Source organism: Craterilacuibacter sinensis (assembly GCF_009831765.1).
GTDB classification, from domain to species: Bacteria; Pseudomonadota; Gammaproteobacteria; order Burkholderiales; family Chromobacteriaceae; genus Craterilacuibacter; species Craterilacuibacter sinensis.
This window is the reverse complement of the sequence record NZ_WSSB01000013.1, coordinates 21902-46166: the sequence shown is the minus strand read 5'-3', so window position 1 is coordinate 46166 and position 24265 is coordinate 21902. Positions and strand designations below refer to the sequence as shown.

The 24265-nt window shown below is 59.9% G+C and carries 25 protein-coding genes; 10 read left to right on the top strand and 15 right to left on the bottom strand.

The genetic code is table 11. From position 1 onward, the window contains the following. Positions 1-5: 5 nt before the first annotated feature. Both GQF02_RS13195 and thrB read left to right on the top strand, forming a co-directional pair. The gene (locus tag GQF02_RS13195) at positions 6-329 is read left to right on the top strand and encodes a DUF2782 domain-containing protein (RefSeq protein WP_124735936.1); all 324 of its coding nucleotides are present in this window, start codon (positions 6-8) and stop codon (positions 327-329) included. A 9-nt stretch (positions 330-338) separates the two neighbouring features. Then, entirely contained in the window at positions 339-1277 is a 939-nt protein-coding gene (gene thrB, locus GQF02_RS13190; RefSeq protein WP_124735935.1) for a homoserine kinase, read from the top strand. 56 nt (positions 1278-1333) lie between these two features. Here the strand turns inward: thrB and GQF02_RS13185 are convergent, their stop codons facing one another. Next, positions 1334-3652, bottom strand: a complete 2319-nt coding sequence (locus tag GQF02_RS13185; protein WP_160797757.1) for a putative bifunctional diguanylate cyclase/phosphodiesterase — start codon at positions 3650-3652, stop codon at positions 1334-1336. 95 nt (positions 3653-3747) lie between these two features. Further along, entirely contained in the window at positions 3748-4608 is an 861-nt protein-coding gene (locus GQF02_RS13180) for a LysR family transcriptional regulator (protein ID WP_160797755.1), read from the bottom strand. A 161-nt stretch (positions 4609-4769) separates the two neighbouring features. Here GQF02_RS13180 and GQF02_RS13175 point away from each other — a divergent pair, with 161 nt between their 5' ends. Together GQF02_RS13175 and GQF02_RS13170 are read left to right on the top strand one after the other, a co-directional pair. After that, positions 4770-5702 carry a YeiH family protein gene (locus GQF02_RS13175; RefSeq protein ID WP_160797753.1) on the top strand — a complete coding sequence of 311 codons (933 nt, stop codon included), beginning with the start codon at positions 4770-4772 and terminating at the stop codon, positions 5700-5702. Positions 5703-5817: 115 nt separating this feature from the next. Continuing rightward, positions 5818-6849 (top strand): YeiH family protein, encoded by a 1032-nt coding sequence (locus GQF02_RS13170; protein WP_160797751.1) that lies wholly within the window; start codon positions 5818-5820, stop codon positions 6847-6849. Positions 6850-6905: 56 nt separating this feature from the next. On the opposite strand, the gene GQF02_RS13165 is transcribed toward GQF02_RS13170, so the two are convergent. Together GQF02_RS13165 and GQF02_RS13160 are read right to left on the bottom strand one after the other, a co-directional pair. Beyond that, positions 6906-7277, bottom strand: coding sequence for a YbdD/YjiX family protein (locus GQF02_RS13165; protein WP_124735930.1), 372 nt, complete (start codon positions 7275-7277; stop codon positions 6906-6908). Continuing rightward, a complete protein-coding gene (locus GQF02_RS13160; protein ID WP_160797749.1) occupies positions 7270-9336 on the bottom strand; it encodes a carbon starvation CstA family protein in 2067 nt (688 codons plus the stop codon). Before GQF02_RS13160 ends, GQF02_RS13165 begins: the two co-directional genes overlap by 8 nt. 247 nt (positions 9337-9583) lie before the next feature. Between GQF02_RS13160 and hemF the strand changes: the two genes are divergently transcribed. The 6 genes from hemF to GQF02_RS13130 all read left to right on the top strand — a co-directional run bounded on the left by hemF (position 9584) and on the right by GQF02_RS13130 (position 13097). Beyond that, the gene (hemF, locus tag GQF02_RS13155) at positions 9584-10492 is read left to right on the top strand and encodes an oxygen-dependent coproporphyrinogen oxidase (protein ID WP_124735928.1); all 909 of its coding nucleotides are present in this window, start codon (positions 9584-9586) and stop codon (positions 10490-10492) included. Positions 10493-10520: 28 nt separating this feature from the next. Further along, entirely contained in the window at positions 10521-11303 is a 783-nt protein-coding gene (locus GQF02_RS13150; RefSeq protein ID WP_160797747.1) for an MOSC domain-containing protein, read from the top strand. A gap of 79 nt (positions 11304-11382) precedes the next feature. Then, positions 11383-11703, top strand: a complete 321-nt coding sequence (locus GQF02_RS13145) for a hypothetical protein (protein ID WP_124735926.1) — start codon at positions 11383-11385, stop codon at positions 11701-11703. 53 nt (positions 11704-11756) lie between these two features. Continuing rightward, positions 11757-12188: a DUF411 domain-containing protein gene (locus GQF02_RS13140; protein WP_328698623.1), complete on the top strand. Its 432-nt coding sequence runs from the start codon at positions 11757-11759 to the stop codon at positions 12186-12188. An 18-nt stretch (positions 12189-12206) separates the two neighbouring features. Then, on the top strand, positions 12207-12677 hold the full coding sequence (copM, locus tag GQF02_RS13135) for a CopM family metallochaperone (protein ID WP_235930192.1): 471 nt from the start codon (positions 12207-12209) through the stop codon (positions 12675-12677). A 171-nt stretch (positions 12678-12848) separates the two neighbouring features. Next, positions 12849-13097, top strand: coding sequence for an alanine-zipper protein (locus GQF02_RS13130; protein WP_124735924.1), 249 nt, complete (start codon positions 12849-12851; stop codon positions 13095-13097). A gap of 65 nt (positions 13098-13162) precedes the next feature. On the opposite strand, the gene GQF02_RS13125 is transcribed toward GQF02_RS13130, so the two are convergent. The 11 genes from GQF02_RS13125 to atpE form a co-directional block, all read right to left on the bottom strand. Next, positions 13163-14194 carry a L,D-transpeptidase family protein gene (locus GQF02_RS13125; RefSeq protein WP_160797743.1) on the bottom strand — a complete coding sequence of 344 codons (1032 nt, stop codon included), beginning with the start codon at positions 14192-14194 and terminating at the stop codon, positions 13163-13165. A 133-nt stretch (positions 14195-14327) separates the two neighbouring features. Beyond that, positions 14328-16157: a glutamine--fructose-6-phosphate transaminase (isomerizing) gene (gene glmS, locus GQF02_RS13120; protein WP_160797741.1), complete on the bottom strand. Its 1830-nt coding sequence runs from the start codon at positions 16155-16157 to the stop codon at positions 14328-14330. Positions 16158-16159: 2 nt separating this feature from the next. Then, positions 16160-16945 carry a DeoR/GlpR family DNA-binding transcription regulator gene (locus tag GQF02_RS13115; protein ID WP_124735921.1) on the bottom strand — a complete coding sequence of 262 codons (786 nt, stop codon included), beginning with the start codon at positions 16943-16945 and terminating at the stop codon, positions 16160-16162. Between the two features lie 145 nt (positions 16946-17090). Then, complete coding sequence (gene glmU, locus GQF02_RS13110) at positions 17091-18455, bottom strand: bifunctional UDP-N-acetylglucosamine diphosphorylase/glucosamine-1-phosphate N-acetyltransferase GlmU (RefSeq protein WP_160797739.1); 1365 nt, start codon at positions 18453-18455, stop codon at positions 17091-17093. 83 nt (positions 18456-18538) lie between these two features. After that, entirely contained in the window at positions 18539-18961 is a 423-nt protein-coding gene (locus GQF02_RS13105; RefSeq protein ID WP_124735919.1) for a F0F1 ATP synthase subunit epsilon, read from the bottom strand. Positions 18962-18976: 15 nt separating this feature from the next. Beyond that, positions 18977-20371 (bottom strand): F0F1 ATP synthase subunit beta, encoded by a 1395-nt coding sequence (gene atpD / locus GQF02_RS13100; protein ID WP_124735918.1) that lies wholly within the window; start codon positions 20369-20371, stop codon positions 18977-18979. A gap of 43 nt (positions 20372-20414) precedes the next feature. Next, the gene (atpG, locus tag GQF02_RS13095; protein ID WP_124735917.1) at positions 20415-21281 is read right to left on the bottom strand and encodes a F0F1 ATP synthase subunit gamma; all 867 of its coding nucleotides are present in this window, start codon (positions 21279-21281) and stop codon (positions 20415-20417) included. 36 nt (positions 21282-21317) lie between these two features. Next, on the bottom strand, positions 21318-22862 hold the full coding sequence (gene atpA / locus GQF02_RS13090) for a F0F1 ATP synthase subunit alpha (RefSeq protein WP_124735916.1): 1545 nt from the start codon (positions 22860-22862) through the stop codon (positions 21318-21320). An 8-nt stretch (positions 22863-22870) separates the two neighbouring features. Further along, positions 22871-23407: a F0F1 ATP synthase subunit delta gene (locus GQF02_RS13085; RefSeq protein ID WP_124735915.1), complete on the bottom strand. Its 537-nt coding sequence runs from the start codon at positions 23405-23407 to the stop codon at positions 22871-22873. 7 nt (positions 23408-23414) lie between these two features. Beyond that, on the bottom strand, positions 23415-23885 hold the full coding sequence (locus GQF02_RS13080; RefSeq protein WP_124735914.1) for a F0F1 ATP synthase subunit B: 471 nt from the start codon (positions 23883-23885) through the stop codon (positions 23415-23417). A gap of 52 nt (positions 23886-23937) precedes the next feature. Then, positions 23938-24225, bottom strand: a complete 288-nt coding sequence (atpE, locus tag GQF02_RS13075; protein WP_124735913.1) for a F0F1 ATP synthase subunit C — start codon at positions 24223-24225, stop codon at positions 23938-23940. Positions 24226-24265: the final 40 nt, after the last annotated feature.

Genomic DNA, 24265 nt, shown 5'->3' with positions numbered 1-24265 from the left:
CCACTATGCGCCACCTTTTGCTTGTCCTGACGCTTGCCAGCCCGCTGGTACTGGCCGACACCCCGCCGGCCGCTCCCGTTCCCCCGCCACCGGCCATCGCCGACGGCATGATTGAGGGCGCCGGCCCCGAGCCCGAGGTGCGCATTATCCAGAAAGGCGCGGACAAAATAGAGGAATACCGCATCAACGGCCTGCTCTATATGATCAAGGTGACGCCATCGATCGGCTTTCCCTACTATCTGGTCGACGATGATGGCACCGGCAACCTCAAGCAGATCGATCCGGCACGCCGCATCGTTATCCCGCAATGGGTCTTGATGCGATTCTAAGGACGAAGCATGTCGGTTTACACCTCGGTTACAAAACAGGCGCTGACAGACTGGCTCGCCGGCTATGCGCTGGGCGAGCTGGTCGATCTGAAAGGCATCGCTGCCGGTATCACCAATACCAATTATTTCGTCACCACCACACACGGCCGTTATGTGCTGACGCTGTTTGAAGCGCTGCAACTGCACGAACTGCCCTACTATCTGCAACTGATGAGCCATCTGTCGCGCCATGGCGTCGCCTGCCCGGCACCTGTCGCCGACAATACCGACCGGCTGGCCTCCATGCTGTGCGGCAAGCCGGCCTGCCTGGTCACCTGTCTGGATGGCGCCGATGTCAGCGAGCCCTCGGCGACGCAATGCCGGGCGCTGGGCGAGATGCTGGCCACCTTGCACCGTGCCGGCGACACCTTCACCCTCAAAATGAAAAACCCGCGCGGCCCGCGCTGGTGGAGCCAGGCGGCGCAGACGCTTTACGCCAGGCTGCCGGACAGTGACGCGGCCATGCTGCGCGCAGAGATCCAGCTGCAGGACAGCCACCGCTTCGATCATCTGCCCTCAGGCGTGATCCATGCCGACCTGTTCAAGGATAATGTGCTGATGAAGGGCGAGGCCATTGCCGGCTTTATCGACTTTTACTATGCCTGCAACGATGTACTGCTGTACGACGTGGCGATCGCACTGAATGACTGGGCGCGCAAGGCCGATGGCACGATAGACGATACGCTGGCGCGTGCGCTGCTGGATGGCTACCGCAAGGTGCGGCCGCTCACGGCGGAAGAAGAGCAAAACTGGCCAGTGATGCTGCGGGCCGGTGCCTTGCGCTTTTGGGTGTCGCGCCTCTTGGATCTGCACTTCCCGCCTGCAGGCGAGCTGACCTTTACCAAGGACCCGGCGGTATTTCGCCAGCTGATTGTGGACTACAGCAGGCGCACGGATTTCTGGCTGTAAAAATCAGCCTGTACTGAGCGATGGACAGACGCTCAGTACAGGCCATGGCACACTCGCTAAACCGCAGCAACAGGCCGTTCAAGCGGCGCCCAATCATGAGTCTCGCCCAGCCAGGCGAGCATGGCCACACCATCCATCGGGCGGGCAAACAGATAACCCTGTATCTGCCGGTAGCCTATCGCACGCAACTGCCGGCACTCCTCGACGGTTTCCACACCTTCGGCAATCAATGCCAGCCCCATGCCCTGTGCCATGTCGTACACGGTGCGCGCCAGCGTGTCATCCCCGGCGCCCAGCAACTGGACAAAACTGCGATCCAGCTTGAGCGTATCAAACGGCAGCGCGCATAGCCGCGCCATGGACGAGTAGCCGGTGCCGAAATCATCCAGATGCAAGCCTATGCCTAGGCCCACCAGTTCGGCCAGCGTCTGCCCGGCCAGGGGCAGTTCATCCAGCGTCGCACTTTCGGTAATTTCGATCGAAACGGAATCCACCGGCAAACCATGCCCGGCAATCAGCGCCTGCAATCGAGCGGCAAAATTCACTTCCAGCAGCTGCAACGCAGACAGATTGACCTGCAATTTGAGCGCAGGCTGCAAGAGACGGAACGCACAGAAGTCCACCAAGGCCCGGCGCAGCATCTGCTCCCACAGGGTACCGATCAAGCCGATTTCTTCGGCCAGCTGGATAAATGTCAGCGGTGGAATCATGTGGCCATTCAAGGACCAGCGCGCCAGCATTTCCAGCGACACCACCTGCCCTGTCACCGCATCCACCACCGGCTGGAACCACGGCCGGATCTCGTCGTTTGCCACCGCACTGCGCAACGCCTGTTCCTGCGACAAACGCTCATCGGCAGCGGCACTCATCTCCTGACGGTATACGCACAAGCCATCCCGCCCCTGCTGCTTGGCGGCATACATGGCAAGATACGCATGGCGCATCAGAGCCAGCACCTCCATGCCGGCTTGCCAGCTTGCCAGCCCTATTGACGCAGTGACCTTCAATTCGTGGCGGCCCACAATAAAGGGCTGACGCAAGACAGGAAGTAGCCGCTGCGTCACATGTGCGGACAAGGTGGCGGCATCATCAGCGATCAATGCGCAAAATTCGTCTCCGCCACTACGGAACAACATACCGCGACCATCCAGCACACGATGTAGAAGCTCCGCCAGCGCCTGCAACAGCTGGTCACCGACCAGGTGACCCAGGCTGTCGTTAATCCGCTTGAAGCCATCCAGATCAAGCAGCAGCAGGCTATAGACCTGTCCGTCGCTGCGTCTTGCCACTTCCGCCAGCGCCTGCTCCAGCGCCCAGCGGTTTCCCAGCCGGGTCAGCGGATCCGTCACGGCCTGTAGCTGCAGCGTCTCCCGCACCCTGGCCAGCTCATCCATTTGCCGGTTGTAAGCCTGCGCCAGATCATCCAGTTCGCAGTGCCCCTCAACCGGCCAGTAGTGGGTCTCGCTCCCCGCGCCGGCGCGGGCCAGGCGGGCAAACTGCTCGATACGATAAATCACCAGTTCGCGCAAAAAACGGCGCATCCACCAGCTGGCGGTAGCAATCAGCAAAACAATACTGCAAGCAAAAAAACCGCTCAGCCATAACAGCATGCGGTGATCCAGCTGCTTATCGATCTGCAGCGACCAGCCCGGCGCCTCGGCAAGCGAGCGGACAAGACGATAATCCACCCGCCCATCCCAGCCATAGCCAGCGCGCACCGCCTCAGGCCCCTGCCCGACCGCCACGTCCAGCCCGGCCTGTGCACCCAGCCGCGCCATATTGGCCCCGTCAAGATAACGCCCCATCACCATCATGCCGTTGCTGGGGGCGCTTTCATCCGTCGTACTGATGCCAGCCAGCGCCAGCTGCGCCGGGCGTGAACCGATAAAAGCCAGATGCTTGACGCTCTCCCCCGCCGCCAGTTTCTGGCTCTGGATACCCGGCGCAGACAAGGCACGCAGCAATGCCGGCGACAAGGGGCTATGGCTATCACCGGCAACGACGTACAACAACTCGCCATTACGACGAAAAATGGCGGTGAAATCGACACCCAGACCATGATAGCTATCGGAAAAACTGGTTTCGATAAAGCGGCGGTCGGGACGGTTGACATAACGGTAAGCATCATCCCAACTGGCATAGTCCTTCACCAATGCCTGCAGGCGTTCGCGTTCGGAGGCCAAGAGCAGGGTCGCCTTGTCGGCCTCGGCCTGCATCAGGGTCTTGTCGTTCAGATGCGTAAACAGAATGAGCAGACACAGGCTGGCAAGCAATAGCAGGCTAGCCAGTACCGTCATCAACAAGACAAAACGTCGCGTCAGCAGCGTCTGTAGACGGATAGAAGATGGTGGATCCGGTGGGGTTAGGGTTGGCACAAGCCACACTCCCATATTTATTTATATGGAATTTACACTGGACCGATAAAAACCACTACCGATTAATGAATTAAGCTGCCATCAGGAAAACCCACTCACAATCGTTGCAGGAAAGCCTGCAAATGCCGGGCCGCAATCCGCTCACGCTGTTGCACCTGCCACAGGCTGCGTACCAATCGCGGCAGCGGTGCCGATAACTCGACCAGACGGCCATCGGCCAGCCATTCATTCACCACTTCGCGCGACAGGCAGGAAATGCCCAGGCCCGCCGCCACGCTGCGCTTGATCGCCTCAGAGTCGCCCAGTTCCATCTCCAGATTCAGCCCGGGCAAATGGGGCAACAATAGGCGCTCGACCTCCTCGCGCGTGCCGGAACCGGCCTCGCGCAAAATCCACGCCGCTCCGGCCAGCTCGGCCGGCGTCAGGCTGCGCCCGGCCAGCGCATGGGCGGGGGATGCAAAAATCACCAGTTCATCCTCGCGCCAGGGCAGCACCAGCAGTTCCGGATGATGGCACGGCCCTTCGACAAAAGCGCAATCGACCTCAAAGCCAAGCACTGCCGCGATAATATCGCGGGTATTGGCGACCTTCATTTCCAGTTGCACGGCAGGGTAATCGCGCCGGAAAGCGGCCAGATGCGCCGGCATCAGATAGTTGGCAATGGTGGTACTGGCGCCCAGCTTGAGCCAGCCGGCATCGCTCAAAAACAGCGTCTCCACATCATGTGCGCTATCCAGCAAGGCACGGGCACGCGGCAACAGCACGCGCCCGTGCTCGTTCAGCACCAGACGCCGCCCCACCCGGTCAAACAGGCGCATGCCCAGACTGGCCTCCAGCTTGTCCAGCGCCTGACTGGCCGCCGACTGGGTCAAAGCCACCCCCGCCGCCGCACGCGTCACGCTGCCTTCTGTCGCGATGGCGGCAAACACTTCCATTTCACGCAGGGTAATGCGCATCTATCTCCCCTCCACCATGACCAAGGCTGAAACAATCAGTTTTACGAATTAATACCATTAATATTATCTGTTTTTCCTATAAGCAAATGGAAGGTATTGTTCGCTATCTTTAAAATTAGTCTATCTGCTGCTACATCCGCATGCAGATCAAGAAAAACAAGATGGCTACTCTTCCCCGTTTGACCTGCCAGACCAAGACCGTGCTCTTTGCCGTCGCCGCCCTGCTATGCCTGCTGACCAGCCCGGCCATCAGTCTGTTTGCCGGCCTGGTGTTTGCCCTGACGCTGGGCAACCCTCTGCCCGGCCTGACCAAGAAACTGTCCAAGCAATTGCTGCAGTACTCGGTCATTGGACTGGGTTTCGGCATGAATCTGCATGAGTCGCTGGCCTCCGGGCGCGAAGGCATGCTGTTTACCATCGTATCGGTCAGCCTGATCATGCTGCTGGGCTGGTTTATCGGCCGCCACCTCAAACTCTCCGACGGCACCGCCTACCTGATCGCCGCCGGCACCGCCATCTGCGGCGGCAGCGCCATTGCCGCCGTGTCGCCGCTGACCAAGTCCAGCGAAAGCGAAATCTCGGTGGCACTGGCGACCATCTTCGTACTCAACGCCATCGCGCTGTTTATCTTCCCACCGCTGGGCCACTACTTCGGTTTGACTGACCAGCAGTTCGGCATCTGGGCGGCGATGGCTATCCACGACACCAGCTCGGTGGTGGGTGCCGGTGCGGCCTATAGCGAGGAAGCGCTGAAGATCGCCACCACGGTCAAGCTGACCCGTGCGCTATGGATCATTCCACTGGCCTTTGTCACCACCCTGGTGTTCCGCGACAAAAGCGCCAAGATCCAGATTCCGTGGTTTATCTTCTTCTTTATCCTGGCGATGATTGCCAACACCTATCTGAGCATTCCGGCCGCGCTGACAAGCAGCGTAGTCTGGCTGTCGAAAAAAGCCCTGGTACTCACCCTGTTCCTGATCGGTGCCGCCTTGTCGCGTGATGTGCTGCGTACCGTCGGCATACGTCCGATGGCACTGGGGCTGATCTTGTGGGCCATCATCGGCACGGCCAGTCTGGCGGCGATTACGCTGTAGACAACGACTGCGGCATGGCTTCTATCCGGGCAGAAGCCGGTGAGCATACCCTGCCACCGGCTTCTATAGTCTTAACGACAAGACTCCCGCTCCGAGACGGAAAGAAGACACCACCATGCCACCACTCAAATCCTTAATTCCCGGCCTTGCGCTCTCATTACTGCTGGCCTTCGCGTCCATCTGGGCGGCCGAGCTGGCCATCATGCGCGAGTTCGGCTTTTCGGCGCTGACCATTGCCATCGTCGGCGGCATGATCATAGGCAATACCATCTACCCGCTGTTTGCCGCCCCCTGCCACGAAGGCATCAATTTTTCCAAAGCCAAGCTGCTGCGTCTGGGAATCATCCTGTTCGGCTTTCGCCTGACCTTTCAGGACATTGCCGGCGTCGGTCTGGCTGGCATCCTGATCGATGCGCTGGTACTCACTTCGACCTTCCTGCTGGCCTGGTATCTGGGACGCAAGGTGTTCGGTCTGGATGAGGAAAGCACCATACTGATCGGGGCAGGCAGTGCCATCTGCGGCGCGGCGGCTGTGCTGGCAACCGAGCCGGTACTGCGCGCCAAGGCCGACAAGGTGGCGGTGGCAGTGGCCACCGTGGTGGTATTCGGCACGCTGGCGATGTTTGTCTATCCGGCCGCCTGGCATGCGCTGGTCAAGGCCGGTTATCTGGCCAATAACGAGTTCGCCTACGGCGTGTTCAGCGGCGCGACCATTCACGAAGTGGCACAAGTGGTCGCCGCCGGCAAGGCGGTGAGCGAAGACGCCGCCACCAGTGCGGTGATCACCAAGATGATACGGGTGATGATGCTGGCGCCTTTTCTGCTGATTCTGTCGAGCTGGCTGGCAAAACGCCATCGCGGCAGCGGGCCGGGGCGCGGCAAGGTGCAGATTCCATGGTTCGCCGTGCTGTTTCTGGTAGTGGCCGGCTTTAACTCGCTGGATCTGCTCTCCCATCCGCTGGTGACCTGGATTGTGTCGTTCGACAATCTGATGCTGGCTGCCGCCATGGCCGCACTGGGGCTGACCACCCATATCTCGGCTATCCGCCAGGCCGGCGTCAAACCGCTGGCGCTGGCGGCACTGCTGTTTGTCTGGCTTATCGCCGGCGGCGCGCTGATCAGCTCGACCTTGCTGGCATGGCTCTGACCGATAAAAAACAGCCCCGGGAATACCGGGGCTGTTGTCATTGCTGCCGTCTACCTTCAGCACGGGCACTTGTTGACGTTGCCCGCGCCGGGAAAGCGCGCATCCAGACAGTAGCGATAAAAGTCCTCGCGACTCAATGGCGGCGCATCGGGGTGGCGGCTGCGCATATGCTCGAGGTAGTACTCGTAGTCATGCACCCCCACCATCAGGCGACAGGTCTGCACCACCTTCTTCGCCGCATCCCTGACCCCGGACAGCCAGCCTGACCCCAGGCTGTAGCGCTCGAAATCGTCACGGCTCATCACCACACCATCTGGCGAGCGCAGCCGCTGCTCGTCCAGATAGCGCTGGTAAGCCAGATCCGCATCATCTGCGCTACGCGGCTCGCCCTTGGCCGCACTTGGCAGCAAAAAGCTCAGGTCAAGCATGGCCAGTATCCGTGCGTAGCTTGAGTTCGGCTTCATGTACCGTCGGCTTGTCGGCCGCCAGCGCCTTGCGGATATTCACCACCGCCGCCACCAGCATCACCATCGCCACCAGCATGAAGAATGCGCACAGCCCGGCGTTGATCTGGTTGTTGAACACGATGCGTTCCATATCGGCGATGCTCTTGGCCGGTGCCAGCAGCGTGCCTTCGGCAATCGCGTTCTGGAAGCGCTCGGACTGGGCCAGGAAACCGATCTTCGGATTATCGTGGAAAATCTTCTGCCAGCCGGCAGTCATCGACGTGATGTACAGCCAGATGGTCGGCACGATGGTGACCCACGCGTAACGCTGCTTCTTCATCTTGAACAAGACCACGGTACCCAGAATCAGCGCCATCGATGCCAGCATCTGGTTGCCGATACCGAACAGCGGCCACAGCGTGTTGATGCCGCCCAGCGGATCGGTCACCCCCTGATAGACGAAGAAGCCCCAGCCCGACACGGCCACCGCCGTGCCCAGCAAGTTGCCGGCCCAGGAGTTGCTCTTGGCTACGCTAGGAATCAGCACGCCGACAGTGTCCTGCACCATAAAGCGGCAGGCGCGGGTACCGGCATCCACCGCGGTCAGGATGAACAGCGCCTCGAACAGGATGGCAAAGTGGTACCAGAAGCCCATCATCGCGCGGCTGTTGAAGATCTCGCTGATGATGTGCGCCATGCCCACGGCGAAGGTCGGCGCACCACCGGCACGCGACAGGATGGAGTGCTCGCCCACATCCTTGGCGATCTGGGACAGGATTTCCGGCGTGACCATAAAGCCCCAGCCATTGATCACCACCGAGGCTTCCTGCACTGTCTTGCCGATCACCGCTGCCGGCGAGTTCATCGCGAAGTAGACGCCCGGGTCGAGCACGCTGGCGCAGATCAGCGCCATGATGGCGACGAAACTCTCCATCAGCATCGAGCCGTAGCCGATCATGCGGATATGGCTTTCACGCTCGATCAGTTTTGGGGTCGTGCCGGACGACACCAGTGCATGGAAGCCGGAAATGGCGCCGCAAGCGATCGTGATGAACAGGAAGGGGAATACACCACCGGAAAATACCGGACCGGAACCGTCGATAAAGCGGGTGATGGCCGGCATCTTGAGTTCGGGCGCGGCAAAGATGATGCCGACGGCCAGACCGGCGATCACGCCGATCTTGAGGAAGGTCGACAGGTAGTCACGCGGTGCCAGCAGCAGCCATACCGGCAACACCGATGCCACAAAGCCATAGCCGATCAGACCCCAGGTCAGCTGCACGCCGGTCAGGGTGAACAGTGGACCCCAGGTCGGGCTTTGCGCGATGTTTTCGCCATAGACGATGGCCAGCATCATCAGCACGAAACCGATCACCGAGATCTCGCCGATGCGGCCCGGACGGAGATAACGCATATACACGCCCATAAACAGCGCGATCGGAATGGTTGCGGCAATGGAGAACACGCCCCATGGGCTCTCGGCCAGCGCCTTGACCACCACCAAGGCCAGTGCCGACAGGATGATGACCATCACACCCAGCGCGCCCAGCATCACGATCACACCGGCACCGGTACCCAGTTCCTGCTTGGCCATCTCGCCCAGCGAACGGCCGTCACGGCGCGTCGAGATGAACAGCACCAGGAAGTCCTGCACCGCCCCTGCGATCATCACGCCGATCAGGATCCAGATCGTACCGGGCAGAAAGCCCATCTGAGCTGCCAGAATCGGCCCCACCAGCGGGCCGGCACCGGCAATCGCCGCGAAGTGGTGGCCGAACAGCACCCATTTGTTGGTTGGCACATAGTCGAGGCCGTCGTTATGGCGCTCGGCCGGCGTCATCCGTTTGTCGTCAAGCTCGAACACCTTTTCGGCAATGAACTTGCTGTAGAAGCGGTAGGCAATGCTGTAGCACGACACCGCCGCCAGCACCAGCCAGACGGCGTTGACGTGCTCGCCGCGGCTGAGCGCCAGCATGGCAAACGCGATGGCGCCCACCAGCGCCACCGCGCCCCAAGTCAGCCACTGTTTGATTTCTTGCATGAAACAATCCCTTGCGGTGAATGGGTAGGAAAAGACGTTTTCTGGTTTTTGTATTTTGTATACCGAATTGTGTCCTGCCCACAAGGAATAATCAATATGAAATTAAATGCATTTAGAGAATAACAAATCCGGCAAAAACACCATGCCAGCCCGGCAGCAGTTTTGCCATAAGCATGCAAAATGACATCTACAAGATGGCTGCCGGCAGCTGTTACAATCTGCCCATTAAATTCCCGGATACCGCTTGATGAGCCACCCCCACATTGATCAGGTCAAAACCTTCCTGCTGGACCTGCAAGACCGCATCTGCAGTGCACTGGAAGCCGCCGACGGCCGTGCACGCTTTGTCGAAGACGCGTGGCAGCGCCCAGCCGGTGGCGGCGGCCGCAGCCGGGTACTGGGCGCCGGCGCGGTGTTCGAACAGGCCGGTGTCAATTTCTCGCATGTCTCCGGTGACAGCCTGCCTGCCTCGGCTACCGCCCACCGCCCCGAACTGGCCGGACGGCGCTTCGAGGCCATGGGGGTATCGCTGGTGATCCACCCGGAAAACCCCTATGTGCCGACCAGCCACGCCAATGTGCGCTTTTTCATCGCAGAAAAGGAAGGTGAAGAGCCGGTATGGTGGTTTGGCGGCGGCTTTGACCTCACCCCCTATTACGGTTTCGACGAGGACTGCGTGCACTGGCACAGCGTGGCGCGCGACCTGTGCGCCCCCTTTGGGGCGGAAACTTATCCTAAATACAAGAAGTGGTGCGATGACTACTTCTATCTCAAGCACAGAAGCGAGCCGCGCGGCATCGGCGGTCTGTTCTTTGACGATCTGAATACGCCCGATTTTGCACAAAGCTTTGCCCTGATGCAGGCTGTCGGCAATGGCTATCTGGATGCCTATCTGCCGATTGTCGGGCGCCGCAAGAGCCTGCCATGGGGCGAGCGCGAGCGCCAGTTCCAGCTCTACCGTCGCGGCCGCTATGTGGAGTTCAATCTGGTGTGGGATAGAGGCACGCTGTTTGGCCTGCAAAGCGGCGGGCGTACCGAGTCCATCCTGATGTCGATGCCACCGCTGGTTCGCTGGGAATACGGCTACACGCCAGCCGCCGGTTCGGATGAAGAGCGGCTAAGCAGCCATTTCCTTACCGCAAGGGATTGGGTCTGACCTGCAAGCCCGCCACGGAGCTTAAGCCATGCCACTCACGCAAATCTTTATACACCCGCTCAAATCCTGTCGCGGCATAGAGAGCGGGCGCGCGTTTGCCGGCTTTAGCGGCTTTTTGCACGACCGTGAATGGTTGCTGGCCACCGAGGATGGCGGCTTTATCAGCGCACGCACAGACCCCGTGCTGCTGACGGTCAGTGCCGAGCCCTGGCCGGGCATGATGCTGTTCCGTGCGCCGGGTCGCCCGCCTATCGCCGCCTGCGAAACCCGCTACACCGAAGCGGTAGCGGCCGAGGTATGGGGGGACGCGTTCAGCGCCTGGCATGGCGACGCGGCACTGGATGCATGGTTCGGCGCGCTGCTAGGCAAACCCTGCCGCCTGCTGTGGCTGGGGGCGCAATCAAAGCGCTTGCGCAGCCAGCTTGAGCATCCGGTCTCGTTTGCCGATGGCTACCCCTATTTACTGACTAATCAAGCCTCGCTCGCCGCACTGAACAGCGAGCTTGCCAACCCGGTTGGCATGCGCCATTTCCGCCCCAATCTGGTGGTTGACGGGTTTGCGCCCTGGGCAGAAGACCAGTGGAAAACGCTGCGTATCGGCGCCGTCGTCTTCGACGTCGCCAAGCCGTGTGCACGCTGCGTGCTGACCACGCTTAACCCGGACAGCGGCCAGCGCAGCCGCGACAGCGAGCCGCTACGCTTATTGGGCAAGCGCCGCCGTATCGATGGCGAAGTACTGTTCGGCTTGAATCTGGTCGCCCGCACGCAAGGCCTCATCAACGTGAATGATGCGGTGGAAATACTGGCGTAAAGCCGCCCGTAAGCCACACGCGGCTGACGCAATTCAAACCGCAGTGTTACCATGCATGCACAAACCCCTTGAGACACTCATGTTTGCGCGCCTGCTTCGTCTTGTCCTGCTTATGCTCAGCCTGCTGATTCCACTGCAGGCCAGCTTTGCCATGCCCGCCAGCGGGCAGGATGACTGCTGCGCCAGCGAAATAAGCCAGACAGATTGCCATCAGGGCACGCAGGACACGCTGGCCGGCAATAGCAGCATGATGTGCTGCCAGTTGCATGCGGCCACACCGGCGGTAATCCTGACCACACCGCCACTACTCGCACCCCGGGAAACCTGGCATGAACTGATGGCGCTTGCGCCCGAGTCCTGCATACCCGCCCCGCCCGAACACCCGCCACGACAGGCCTGAATAACGCTACAGCCATGCGGCTGCCCTTATTCAACCCATCGTGGAGTCTTTCCGTGAAACACCAACACTTTATTGTGGCTGCGCTTGCGGCCGTCTTTTCCCTGCCTGCGCTGGCCGCTCCCGCCGGCGTCATGCTCAAGGACCCTTATTGCGGCTGCTGTGATGCCTGGGCCGGCCATATGAAGCAAAACGGCCTGGAAGTAACGAGTCGTATTGAGCAGAACATGGCCAAAATCAAGGATGAGCGTCGCGTGCCGGCCAACTTGCGCTCCTGCCATACGGCAGAAATAGGCGGCTATCTGTTTGAAGGCCATGTCCCGGCAGATCTGGTGAAAAAAGTCCTGAAAGACAAGCCCAAGATTGCCGGCCTCGCCGTGCCGGGCATGCCCATGGGCAGCCCGGGCATGGAAGGCCCGAGCAAACAGGCTTATCAGGTCGTCGCCTTCGACCGTCAGGGCAAGACCTACGTCTACGCCAACCGTTAATATTCAAGGAATACCATCATGAAAAAAATGCTGCTGATCGCCCTCGCCACCCTGAGCCCGCTGGTCTTCGCTGCCGCACCAACCCCGGCTGCCAAACCGGTATGCCCTATGGCCGCTGCCGCCGGGCATGCCATGCCAGGTCACGCGATGCCAGATCACGCCATGCCGGCAAACTGCCCGATGGCGAATGCACACGCCGGCCATATGATGGCAGTGGCACCTGCCGCAGCCACGCCGTCTACGCGCGACTATATGACTGCGCATGATGCGATGATGAAAGGCATGGCTATCCAGTACAGCGGCAATGCCGACCGCGACTTTATGGCCGGCATGATCCCCCACCATCAGGGTGCCATCGATATGGCCCGCGTCGCACTCAAGCACGGCAAAGACCCGGTGGTACGCAAGCTGGCGCAGGAAGTCATAGAAGCGCAGGAGAAGGAAATCGCCCTGATGAACCAGTGGCTGGCCACCCACCCGCTGAAGTAATCATTTTAAAGCCTTCATCATCAAACCGCCCGACGCCGGGCGGTTTTTTCACGCCTGCCACCGGCAATTCTTGCCTTTTGCCATATAGCTGTTACTTATTCTCTATGGGGTCAACGCTTGCATCTGCTTGCGGCCAACATTGGCTGACTCCAGCCTTCAGGAGATCGTGCGATGAATGTAAAAACCACCCTCAGCCTTGTCGCGCTGACACTGTCCCTCGCAGCCTGTGCCACGACCGACACCGATGCCCGCAATATGGCGGCCAAGGCACAATCGACGGCCGACCAGGCCCTATCTACTGCCAATCAGGCCAATGCCAACTCGCAAGCCGCCGCCCAAATGGCACAGCAGGCACAACAAACCGCCAACCAGACCGCCGCCCAGCTTAACGGCATGATGCAGAAGGGTATGGTCAAGTAAGGCTGCGCCACAAACCAAAAGAGCCGCTCGCTGCGGCTCTTATTTATTCTGCCCACGCAAGCGCGTCACTGCTTGCGTAAGGGCACTCTGGCTTTGTTGGCATCCTCGCCATAAGGTGGCTCGGTATAGGCTTGCACCGGCAGGCTCTCGATGATCTCGCCAGAGGTGGGGGCTCCGGGGCTGACCGCCAGAGGCAAGACGGTCGGTTTGGCCAGCACCGCATCGACCCGCTGCCAGTCCACATCGCGGCCCCCCTTGTCCGGCAAGGCATCCAGCAACGCTTGCGCCTGCTCCCTATCCGGCGCTGCCTGCTCGTACTCTCCAACCACGGGGTAAGAAACCAGCACCGGCTTGCCATCCAGCACCCCGGCCATCAGTGGCTGGTTGATGATGCGGATAGGCACGCCACGCGGCAACAGTTTCATCAGCTCGGCAGCATTCTCCGGATACAGATGCAGACAGCCGTGACTTGCGCGCGTGCCCAAGCCCCATGGCTTGTTGGTGCCGTGAATGAAAATGCTCTTGAAGCCGGTCTGAAAGGCCAGCATCCCCATCGGGTTATCCTCGCCCGGCGGCACATAGTTGGGCAGGACTTCACCATCACGCTCAAAATGTTCGGCCTTGATGCTGTCAGGTGGCGTCCAGCCCGGATCCTGAATCTTGGCCACCAGCCGCGTCTCCCCCAACGGGGTCGACCAGCCTTCACGCGCAATACCCAGCGGCACGGTATACACCTGACGCGGCTGACCCTTTTTCGGCGGTAAAAAATAGAACAGCCGCCGCTGCGGAATATTCACCACCACCCCCTGCCACGGCTTGGGCGGCAACACATACTGCGTGGGCACGACCACCCTCGCATGCGCCTCCGGCGTCCACATATCGACAGCGGGATTGGCCTCGGTCATTTCCATAAAACCGGTGCCGTAGTGGCGCGCCAGATCCAGCAAGGTATTGCCCTCGGCCTCGACCGTAACCGCTTGCGGCGCACCCACCACGGTGTCGCCGTTTTCCGGCAGATCGAACACCTGCGCCTGTGCGCCGGCACAGGCCAAAGCCAGCGCCAGCACCGTCAGGCGGCAAGAGAACAGACTGTGCATATCATCATCCTCCATCGCATTTGCGATGCCTTCAGTGAAGCACATCTGCCACACGAAACCGTATTTCTGCCAGCCACAAGATAAAACGGGGCACCCTCAGGTGCCCCGTTTCCATCAGCACGACGCTGACGCCTTACTCAACAGTGACCGACTTGGCCAGGTTACGCGGTTTATCAACGTCGGTACCACGCGCCAGGGCCACATGATAGGACAGCATCTGCACCGGGATGGTGTGCACGATGGGCGACAATACGCCGGAATGGCGCGGGGTGCGGATCACATGCACGCCCGGGCTGTCTTCGAAATGGCTGTCCAGATCGGCAAACACGAACAGCTCGCCGCCACGGGCCGAGACTTCCTGCATGTTCGACTTGACCTTCTCGAGCAGGCTGTCGTTAGGCGCAATCACCACCACCGGCATGTTTTCATCCACCAGCGCCAGCGGGCCATGCTTGAGCTCGCCAGCCGGATAGGCTTCGGCGTGGATATAGGTGATTTCTTTCAGCTTAAGCGCGCCTTCCAGTGCGATCGGGTAGTGCAGGCCGCGCCCGAGGAACAGGGCATCATTCTTGGCGGCAAAACGGTCGGCCCAGGCTTTGATCTGCGGCTCGAGATTAAGCGCATGTTGCACCGAGCCCGGCAGATGACGCAGCTCATCGATCAGGCGCGCCTCGTCCGCGTCACCCAGCTTGCCGCGCAGCTTGGCCAGGGTCGCAGCGAGGGTAAACAGCGCGACCAGCTGGGTGGTGAATGCCTTGGTCGAAGCCACACCGATTTCGGCACCGGCGCGGGTGTAGAACACCAGATCGGAGGCGCGCGGAATGGCGCTCTCGCGCACATTGCAGATGGACAGCGCCCACTTGTGGCCCAGTTCGCGCGCGTATTTCAGCGCCTCCATGGTGTCCAGCGTCTCGCCCGACTGAGAAATGGTGACTACCAGATGCTCGGGGTCGGCCCAGGCCGCCCGGTAGCGGTATTCGCTGGCGATCTCCACATCGCACTGGATGCCGGCCATGGCTTCTATCCAGTATTTGGCGGTCAGGCCGGCGTAATAGCTGGTGCCGCAGGCAAGAATCTTCACTCCGCGCACACGGCTCAATACGTCGGCGGCCTGCGCGCCAAACAGCTCGGGCACAAAGCCGCTGTCCAGCAGGTTTTCCAGCGTGTCGGCAATCGCCTTGGGCTGCTCGTGGATTTCTTTCTGCATGAAGTGGCTGTACGGACCCAGTTCCAGCGAGGCCAGCGAGACATCGGATACATGGATGGCGCGCTCGACCGGCTGATCATCCTTGTCGGTCAGCATCACGCTGTCACGGGTCAGCAGGCCGATATCGCCTTCTTCCAGGAAGATCACCCGGCGTGTGGCCGACAAAATGGCGGACACATCGGAGGCGATGAAGTTTTCACCCTCGCCCAGGCCGACCAAGAGCGGGCAGCCCATGCGCGCGCACACCAGTTCGTCCGGACGGTCCAGCGCGATCACTCCGATGGCGTAGGCGCCGGTCAGCTCGCGCACCGCATGCTTGACCGCAGCAAACAGGTTGCGCTCCTGCTGGTAGTAGTGATGTACCAGATGGGCAATCACTTCGGTATCGGTCTGCGAGCTGAAGGTATAGCCGGCGTCTCTCAACTCGGCGCGTTTGGCTTCATGGTTCTCGATAATGCCGTTATGCACGACGGCGATCAGCTCGCCGGAGACATGCGGGTGGGCATTGGGCTCGGTGACGCCGCCATGGGTCGCCCAGCGGGTGTGGCCGATGCCGACCTGGCCGGTCAGATCTTCGGCCATGGCTGCGTTTTCCATCTCGGCCACCCGGCCGACACGGCGCACACGGCGGATCTTGTCGCCGGCCAATACGGCAATGCCGGCCGAGTCATAACCACGATACTCGAGACGTTTCAGGCCCTCGACCAAAACCGGAACTACATTACGCGAGGCAATAGCGCCAACAATTCCACACATATTTATCTCCTTGAAGAATCCGCAGGCCATGGCGCGCAGATCAGCGTCACCCCTTTGGCCTGAATCATGTCCCTTGCCGCCGGCGACAACGCGTCGTCGGTCACCAGCGTCCGGATGCGTGCCCACGGCAGCTCCAGATTGGGAATACGCCGGCCTATCTTGTCCGACTCGACCATCACCACCACTTCGCGCGCGACCTCGGCCATCACCCGCGACAAGCCCACCAGTTCATTGAAGGTGGTGGTGCCGCGTTCCAGATCGATGCCGTCGGCGCCGATAAACAATTGGTCAAAATCGTAAGAGCGCAGCACCTGCTCAGCCACCTGCCCCTGGAAGGACTCCGAATGCGGGTCCCAGGTGCCGCCAGTCATCAATAGCGTCGGCTCGTTCTCCAGCTCGCATAGCGCACCGGCCACATTCAGCGAATTGGTCATCACCACTAAGCCGCGCTTGTTGCCAAGCAGGGGAATCATGGCGCTGGTGGTGGTGCCGCTATCGATGATGATGCGATTATGGTCGCGTATGCACCCGGCCGCAGCGCTGGCGATGGCCAGCTTTCGTGCCGAAACTTTTAGCGGCTCGATGCCGACCATTTCCGCCGGCAAGGATACAGCTCCACCATAGCGACGCAATAACAGCCCACCCGTCTCCAGCAAAGCCAGATCCTTGCGTATGGTGACTTCCGAGGTGGAGAAACACTGCGTCAGCTCGTCCACGCTGATTTCACCACGTTCCTGCACCAGTGCCACAATGGCGTGCCGCCGTTGCTGGGTGTTTCGTTTGGTCATGGCTAAATTTCGTTTCGAAAGTTTTGCGACTATAGCAGCAGCATGCCGGGCAGGGCAAGAAAGGCGCACAGCAAGCAGGTGAGATGCAAAAAGAAAACGCCTTGCCGCAGGGCAAGGCGTGAGCAGAAGCCGGAAAAACTATCTATCAGGATTTTTTCTGCGGCCGCTTCCAGCCGGGAATACTGGTCTGGCGGGCACGCGCCACCGTCAACTGGCCGGCCGGTGCTGTTTTACTGATCACCGAACCAGCCGCAATGGTCGCGCCCGCTTCCAGCGTCACCGGTGCCACCAGCATGGAACCGGAGCCGACAAAGACATTGTCGCCGATGACGGTGCGGAACTTGTTCACCCCGTCGTAGTTGCAGGTGACGGTGCCGGCGCCGACATTGACCTGACTGCCGATATCGGTGTCGCCGATATAGCTGAGGTGATTGACCTTGGAGCCTTCGCCCACCACGCTTTTCTTGATTTCGACAAAGTTGCCGACATGGACATGCGCCGCCAGTTCGGCGCCCGGGCGCAGGCGCGCATAAGGGCCGATACGGCAGGCTTCGCCCACGACTGCATCTTCCAGATGAGAATACGGTGCGATTTTGCTGCCGGCAGCGACCCTGACGTTTTTCAGCACGCAATAGGCGCCGATCTCGACACCCTCGCCCAGCTCGACCTGTCCCTCGAATACGCAGCCGACGTCGATCAGCACGTCCTGACCATGGCTCAGCGTGCCGCGAATATCGATACGCGCAGGGTCGGCCAAGCCGACCCCGTTCACCAGCAATTCATGCGCCTGATTCAGCTGCAGGATGCGCTCGAGCTCGGCCAGCTGCACCTTGTTATTGACGCCGGCGGCCTGCCAGCTGTCGGCAACCTTCATGCCGTGCACGCGCACGCCATCGCGCACCGCCAGTGCGATCACGTCGGTCAGGTAATACTCGCCCTGGGCATTGCCGTTTTTCAGTTCTTCCAGCCAGCGTGCCAGATGCCTGTTCGGCAGCACCAGCATGCCGGTATTGATCTCGGTAATCTCACGCTGCTCGGCGCTGCAATCCTTGTCTTCGACAATAGCGGCAATCGCGCCGTCGCTCCCGCGCACGATGCGGCCGTAGCCGGACGGGTTGGCCAGGGTATCGGTCAGCAGCGCGACTTCGTCACCGGCCAAAGCCACCAGCTCGCTCAGGGTATCGGCACGGGTCAGCGGCACATCGCCATACAGCACAAGGGTGTGACCATCGGCCGGCAGTTCGGACAGCGCCATTTTCAGCGCATGGCCGGTGCCCAGTTGCTCGGCCTGCAAAGCCCAGCCCAGATCGGCATCACGCAGCGTCTCGCGCACCTGTTCGCCACCATGGCCGTAAACAATGACCAGCTTGGCAGGCTTGAGCGTGCGGGCGGTCGCGACCACGCGCGACAGCATGGGTGCACCACCGATCTTGTGCAGCACTTTGGGAAGACGGGAATACATGCGCTTGCCCTTGCCGGCAGCGAGAATGGCGACGCTCAAAAGGTTCATATGAATTTTGTATTCGGCAGATAAAGAAAAAGGCTGCCACTTATCGTGGCAGCCTTCGAATATACACCAAAATCGGCACATCCTTAGCGGACGCGCTTCCTCAGGTAGTCGAGCGTCTTGAGTTCGGCGATGGCCACTGCCAGCGCGGCTTGCGCCTTGGCTGTGTCCATATCGTCGCCGGACTTGCGGATAGCCTCTTCGGCTACACGCTTCGCTTCGTTTGCACGCGCTTCGTCCAGGTCCTCGCCGCGGATCGCGGTGTCGGTCAGTACGGTCACCAGTGTAGGCTGCACTTCCATCATGCCACCCGACACGGCCACCAGCACTTCTTCCTTGCTACCCGGTACCGTCAGACGCAATACGCCCGGCTTGATACGGGTCAAGAGCGGAACGTGACGCGGATAGACACCGATTTCGCCTTCGGCAGCCGGAGCCACCAGAAACTCGGCTTCACCCGAATAAATCAGCTGTTCGGTGCTGACCACTTCCACCTGCATCGTAGCCATGAGCCGTCTCCTCTATTAAAGGGTCTTGGCTTTTTCTGCGGCTTCTTCGATCCCGCCTACCATATAGAACGCTTGTTCCGGCAGGTGGTCGTATTCGCCCGACAGAATGGCCTTGAAACCCTTGATCGTTTCCTTGAGCGGTACATACTTGCCCGGCGAGCCGGTAAATACTTCAGCTACATGGAACGGCTGCGACAGGAAACGCTGGATCTTACGCGCACGGTACACGACGAGCTTGTCTTCTTCCGACAGTTCGTCCATACCCAGAATCGCGATAATGTCACGCAGTTCCTTGTACTTCTGCAGCGTGGTCTGTACGCCGCGCGCTACGGTGTAGTGCTCGTCGCCCACAACCATTGGGTCCAGCTGACGCGAAGTCGAGTCCAGCGGGTCAACGGCAGGGTAGATACCCAGCGAAGCGATGTCACGCGACAACACCACGGTTGCATCCAGGTGGGCAAAGGTGGTCGCTGGCGACGGGTCGGTCAAGTCATCCGCAGGCACGTAAACGGCCTGAATCGACGTGATCGAACCGGAGCGGGTGGAGGTAATGCGCTCCTGCAGACGGCCCATCTCTTCAGCCAGTGTAGGCTGGTAGCCCACGGCGGAAGGCATACGACCCAGCAGTGCCGAAACTTCGGTACCGGCCAGGGTGTAGCGGTAGATGTTGTCCACGAAGAACAGTACGTCACGGCCCTTGCCGCTTTCGTCCTTCTCGTCACGGAAATGCTCGGCCATGGTCAGACCGGTCAGCGCAACGCGCAGACGGTTGCCCGGTGGTTCGTTCATCTGGCCGTAGACCATTGCCACTTTATCAAGAACGTTGGAGTCCTTCATTTCGTGGTAGAAGTCGTTACCTTCACGGGTACGCTCACCCACGCCTGCGAACACGGACAGACCCGAGTGCGCCTTGGCGATGTTGTTGATGAGCTCCATCATGTTCACGGTTTTGCCCACACCGGCGCCGCCGAACAGACCCACCTTACCGCCCTTGGCAAACGGGCACAGCAGGTCGATCACCTTGATGCCGGTTTCCAACAGTTCGGTAGCAGGCGACAGTTCGTCGAACTTCGGTGCGCTCTGGTGAATGGCGCGACGCGCGTCGGTGGCAACTGCACCGGCTTCGTCCACCGGGTTACCCAGCACGTCCATGATGCGACCCAGCGTAGCCTTGCCCACCGGCACCGAAATCGGCGCCCCGGTGTTGGCAACAGCCATGCCGCGCTTCAGACCGTCCGAGCTGCCCATGGCGATGGTACGGACCACGCCGTCACCCAGCTGCTGCTGGACTTCGAGCGTCAGCTCGGCATCCACCAGCTTCAGGGCATCATAAACCTTTGGCATGGCGTCGCGTGGAAACTCCACGTCGATCACCGCACCAATGATTTGTACGATTTTGCCTTGGCTCATTATCGGTTCCTAAACTCAATAAACTTTTACAGGCGCTGTGCGCTTAAACTGCGGCGGCACCGGCTACGATTTCGGACAGTTCCGTGGTAATCGCCGTCTGGCGCGACTTGTTGTACACAAGTTGCAGCTGCTTGATAGCGTTACCGGCGTTATCAGTGGCCGACTTCATGGCAACCATACGGGCTGCCTGCTCGGAAGCAGAAGATTCGGCTGCAGCCTGATACACCACCGACTCGATATAGCGACGCACCAGGAACTCCATGACGTCGTGCGCATTCGGCTCGTACAGGTAATCCCACGAGTGCGAATGCTCAACCACCATCAAGTGCGGTGTCAGCGGCAGCAACTGCTCCAACACCGGCTCCTGTTTCATCGTATTCACGAAGCCCGGATACACGATATAAATCGCATCCAGCTCACCGGCGGCGTATTTCTTGAACAACACCGTCAGCGGGCCGATCAGTTTTTCCATCTTGGGCACATCGCCCAGCTGGACCGCGCTCGACACGACATTCATGCGTGTACGCTGGCAGGCCGCGAGGCCTTTCTGACCCAGGGCGCAAACGTCGACTTCGACGTTTGCATCGGTCAGATCCTTCACCTTGGCGTAAAAGGCCTTGAGTGTGTTGACGTTCAAGCCGCCACACAGACCTTTGTCCGAGGTGATCAGGATAATGCCGGCACGCTTGACTTCGTCGCGACGGGCAAGCAGCGGGTGCTCCAGGTCAGCATTGGCCTGGGCAAGGTGCGCCATCACTGCACGCACCTTTTCGGCGTAGGGACGCGCAGCACGCATGCGTTCCTGCGATTTGCGCATCTTGGAGGTCGACACCATCTGCATTGCGCGGGTGATCTTCTGCGTGTTTTTCACGCTGCGGATCTTGGTGAGAATCTCTTTGCCGACTGCCATAACTAGACCTTTCTTTGAACAGCGTTAGCGAAAGGCTCAGTTAAAGCTGTAGCCGGCCTTGAACGATTCCATCGCCTTAGCCAGAATTTGCTCGTTATCGGCAGACAGGTCACCCTTGTCGTCGACGGTCTTCAGCAGCTCGGCGTGGTTGGCGCGAACGTAAGCGAGGAAGCTCGCTTCGAATGCCAATGCCTTCTTGACTGGAACGTCTTCGTAGTAACCCTTGTTCACCGCCCACAGCGTCAGCGCCATTTCGGCGGTCGACAGGGTGGAGAACTGTTTCTGCTTCATCAGCTCGGTCACGATCTCGCCATGCGACAACTGCTTGCGGGTCGCTTCGTCGAGGTCGGAAGCAAACTGCGCAAACGCAGCCAGTTCACGATACTGAGCCAGCGCCAGACGAATACCGCCACCCAGCTTCTTGATCACCTTGGTCTGCGCTGCACCACCCACACGCGATACCGAAATACCAGCGTTAATAGCTGGACGGATACCGGAGTTGAACAGGTCGCTTTCCAGGAAGATCTGGCCGTCGGTGATCGAAATCACGTTGGTCGGAACGAAGGCGGACACGTCGCCAGCCTGGGTTTCGATAATCGGCAAAGCAGTCAGCGAACCGGTCTTGCCAGTTACGGCGCCTGCGGTCAGCTTGGTCACTTCATCTTCGTTGATGCGCGATGCGCGCTCCAGCAGACGGGAGTGGAGGTAGAACACGTCACCAGGATAGGCTTCACGGCCTGGTGGACGACGCAGCAGCAGCGAGATCTGACGGTAAGCCACGGCCTGCTTGGACAGGTCGTCGTATACGATCAGCGCATCTTCGCCGCGATCGCGGAAGTACTCACCCATGGCGCAACCGGAGTACGGTGCGATGTACTGCAGGGCAGCGGCTTCGGAAGCGGTCGCTGCGACGATGATGGTGTGACCCATCGCGCCGTGCTCTTCCAGCTTGCGTACCACGTTGGCGATCGACGAGGCTTTCTGGCCGATAGCAACATAGATACAGATAACGCCGGTATCTTTCTGGTTGACGATCGCATCCAGCGCCACCGCGGTCTTACCGGTCTGGCGGTCACCAATGATCAGCTCACGCTGGCCACGGCCGATAGGCACCATCGAGTCAATCGACTTCAGGCCGGTCTGCATAGGCTGCGACACCGACTGACGGGCAATCACGCCCGGTGCGATTTTTTCGATAGGGGAGAACGCCTTGGCGGCGATCGGGCCCTTGCCATCGATAGGACGGCCCAGTGCATCGACAACGCGACCGATCAGTTCCGGACCTACCGGAACTTCCAGAATGCGGCCGGTGCACTTGACTTCGTCACCTTCGGAAATGTGCTCGTACTCGCCCAGAATCACGGCGCCGACAGAGTCGCGCTCCAGGTTCATGGCGAGGCCGAATGTATTGCCCGGGAACTCGAGCATTTCGCCCTGCATCACGTCCATCAGGCCATGAACACGAACGATACCGTCAGTCACGGAAATCACGGTACCCATGGTACGTGCTTCGGCGCTTTCAGCCAGGTTCTGGATCTTGGCCTTGATCAGGTCGCTGATTTCAGAGGGGTTCAACTGCATGATCTCTCCTAATTCTTGAGGCTTGCCGCCATCGCGTGCAGTTTGCCGCGAACGGAAGCGTCGATGACGTCATCACCGATCAACACCCGGATACCACCGATAAGCTCGGGGTCCACACGCACGTCAAGGCGTACGGTCTTGCCGTACTTCCTGGAAAGCGTGTCGGTGAGTTCGGACTTCTGGACGTCGGTCATGGGGAAGGCGCTGTCTGCCACTGCATCCAGCACCCCTTCTGCCTCGGCCTTCAGGAGTTCAAACTGTTCGGCGATTTCCGGCAACAACAGCAGGCGTCCGTTTTCGATAAGCGCGCCGATGAAGTTTTTCACTTCACCATTGCCACGCTCGGCGAGCACGTCCAGCAGCAGTGCCTCAACCTCTTGTGCGGTATGTTTCGGGTGGGTGATTACTTCGGCCACACCCGGGGTTTTCACCATGGCAGCCAGCCAGGAAAGAGCCTCTGACCAGACGGCCATAGACTGCTGTTCGCCGGCGAGGCTGTATACCGCTTCGGCATATGGCCTTGCTACGGTAGTAAGTTCTGCCATGAGCTGATTACAACTCCGCTTTGATGGAGGCCAACAGATCGGCGTTTTTGGCTTGATCGATCTCGCGGCGCAGGATCTTCTCTGCACCGGCTACGGCGAGGACGGCAACCTGCTCGCGCAGAACCTCCTTGGCACGCAGCACTTCCTGCTCGATTTCAGCCTTGGCATCGGATACCAGCTTGGCACCCTCGACGCGTGCAGCGTCTTTTGCCTCTTCCACGATCTGATTGGCACGTTTTTCGGCGGCCAGCATGATTTCGGTCGACTGCTGTTTGGCTTTGCGAACTTCATCCGCAACGCGCTTTTCAGCGGCCTCCAGATCCTGCTTGCCACGTTCGGCAGCAGCCAGGCCATCGGCAATGCGCCTGGCGCGCTCATCCATCATGTTGGTAAGCGGAGGCCAAACAAACTTCATGGTGAACCACACCAGGATGGCGAACGTGATCGCCTGACCCAGTAGTGTTGCGTTAAATTCCACGCTTGTTTCCCTCCAGAATGATGACTTGCAACAACCTATCCCTGTTCAGGGATTAAGCGCCCACAGCGGCCAGAGCAGCAGCCAGGAACGGGTTGTTGAAGGTGTAGAGCATAGCCACACCAACACCAATCATGGAGATCGCATCCAGCAGACCGGCGATAATGAACAGCTTGGTTTGCAGAACTGGAATCATTTCTGGCTGACGAGCGGAAGACTCGAGGAACTTGCCGCCGAGAATGGCGAAGCCCAGAGCGGTGCCGATGGCACCCAGACCGATGATCAGTGCGGCAGCCAGAACGGTCATCGACTGGATCTGGGAAATCAGTGCAAGTTTTTCCATTTAGATATCTCCTGAAACTAAAACTAAGGATGGTTGGTGA

Coding starts and splice junctions, on each gene's coding strand:
- GQF02_RS13195 (WP_124735936.1), top strand. CDS start 6: ATGCGCCACCTTTTGCTTGTCCTGACGCTTGCCAGCCCGCTGGTACTG.
- thrB (WP_124735935.1), top strand. CDS start 339: ATGTCGGTTTACACCTCGGTTACAAAACAGGCGCTGACAGACTGGCTC.
- GQF02_RS13180 (WP_160797755.1), bottom strand. CDS start 4,608: ATGCGCATTACCCTGCGTGAAATGGAAGTGTTTGCCGCCATCGCGACA.
- GQF02_RS13175 (WP_160797753.1), top strand. CDS start 4,770: ATGGCTACTCTTCCCCGTTTGACCTGCCAGACCAAGACCGTGCTCTTT.
- GQF02_RS13170 (WP_160797751.1), top strand. CDS start 5,818: ATGCCACCACTCAAATCCTTAATTCCCGGCCTTGCGCTCTCATTACTG.
- GQF02_RS13165 (WP_124735930.1), bottom strand. CDS start 7,277: ATGCTTGACCTGAGCTTTTTGCTGCCAAGTGCGGCCAAGGGCGAGCCG.
- GQF02_RS13160 (WP_160797749.1), bottom strand. CDS start 9,336: ATGCAAGAAATCAAACAGTGGCTGACTTGGGGCGCGGTGGCGCTGGTG.
- hemF (WP_124735928.1), top strand. CDS start 9,584: ATGAGCCACCCCCACATTGATCAGGTCAAAACCTTCCTGCTGGACCTG.
- GQF02_RS13150 (WP_160797747.1), top strand. CDS start 10,521: ATGCCACTCACGCAAATCTTTATACACCCGCTCAAATCCTGTCGCGGC.
- GQF02_RS13145 (WP_124735926.1), top strand. CDS start 11,383: ATGTTTGCGCGCCTGCTTCGTCTTGTCCTGCTTATGCTCAGCCTGCTG.
- copM (WP_235930192.1), top strand. CDS start 12,207: ATGAAAAAAATGCTGCTGATCGCCCTCGCCACCCTGAGCCCGCTGGTC.
- GQF02_RS13130 (WP_124735924.1), top strand. CDS start 12,849: ATGAATGTAAAAACCACCCTCAGCCTTGTCGCGCTGACACTGTCCCTC.
- GQF02_RS13125 (WP_160797743.1), bottom strand. CDS start 14,194: ATGCACAGTCTGTTCTCTTGCCGCCTGACGGTGCTGGCGCTGGCTTTG.
- glmS (WP_160797741.1), bottom strand. CDS start 16,157: ATGTGTGGAATTGTTGGCGCTATTGCCTCGCGTAATGTAGTTCCGGTT.
- GQF02_RS13115 (WP_124735921.1), bottom strand. CDS start 16,945: ATGACCAAACGAAACACCCAGCAACGGCGGCACGCCATTGTGGCACTG.
- glmU (WP_160797739.1), bottom strand. CDS start 18,455: ATGAACCTTTTGAGCGTCGCCATTCTCGCTGCCGGCAAGGGCAAGCGC.
- GQF02_RS13105 (WP_124735919.1), bottom strand. CDS start 18,961: ATGGCTACGATGCAGGTGGAAGTGGTCAGCACCGAACAGCTGATTTAT.
- atpD (WP_124735918.1), bottom strand. CDS start 20,371: ATGAGCCAAGGCAAAATCGTACAAATCATTGGTGCGGTGATCGACGTG.
- atpG (WP_124735917.1), bottom strand. CDS start 21,281: ATGGCAGTCGGCAAAGAGATTCTCACCAAGATCCGCAGCGTGAAAAAC.
- atpA (WP_124735916.1), bottom strand. CDS start 22,862: ATGCAGTTGAACCCCTCTGAAATCAGCGACCTGATCAAGGCCAAGATC.
- GQF02_RS13085 (WP_124735915.1), bottom strand. CDS start 23,407: ATGGCAGAACTTACTACCGTAGCAAGGCCATATGCCGAAGCGGTATAC.
- atpE (WP_124735913.1), bottom strand. CDS start 24,225: ATGGAAAAACTTGCACTGATTTCCCAGATCCAGTCGATGACCGTTCTG.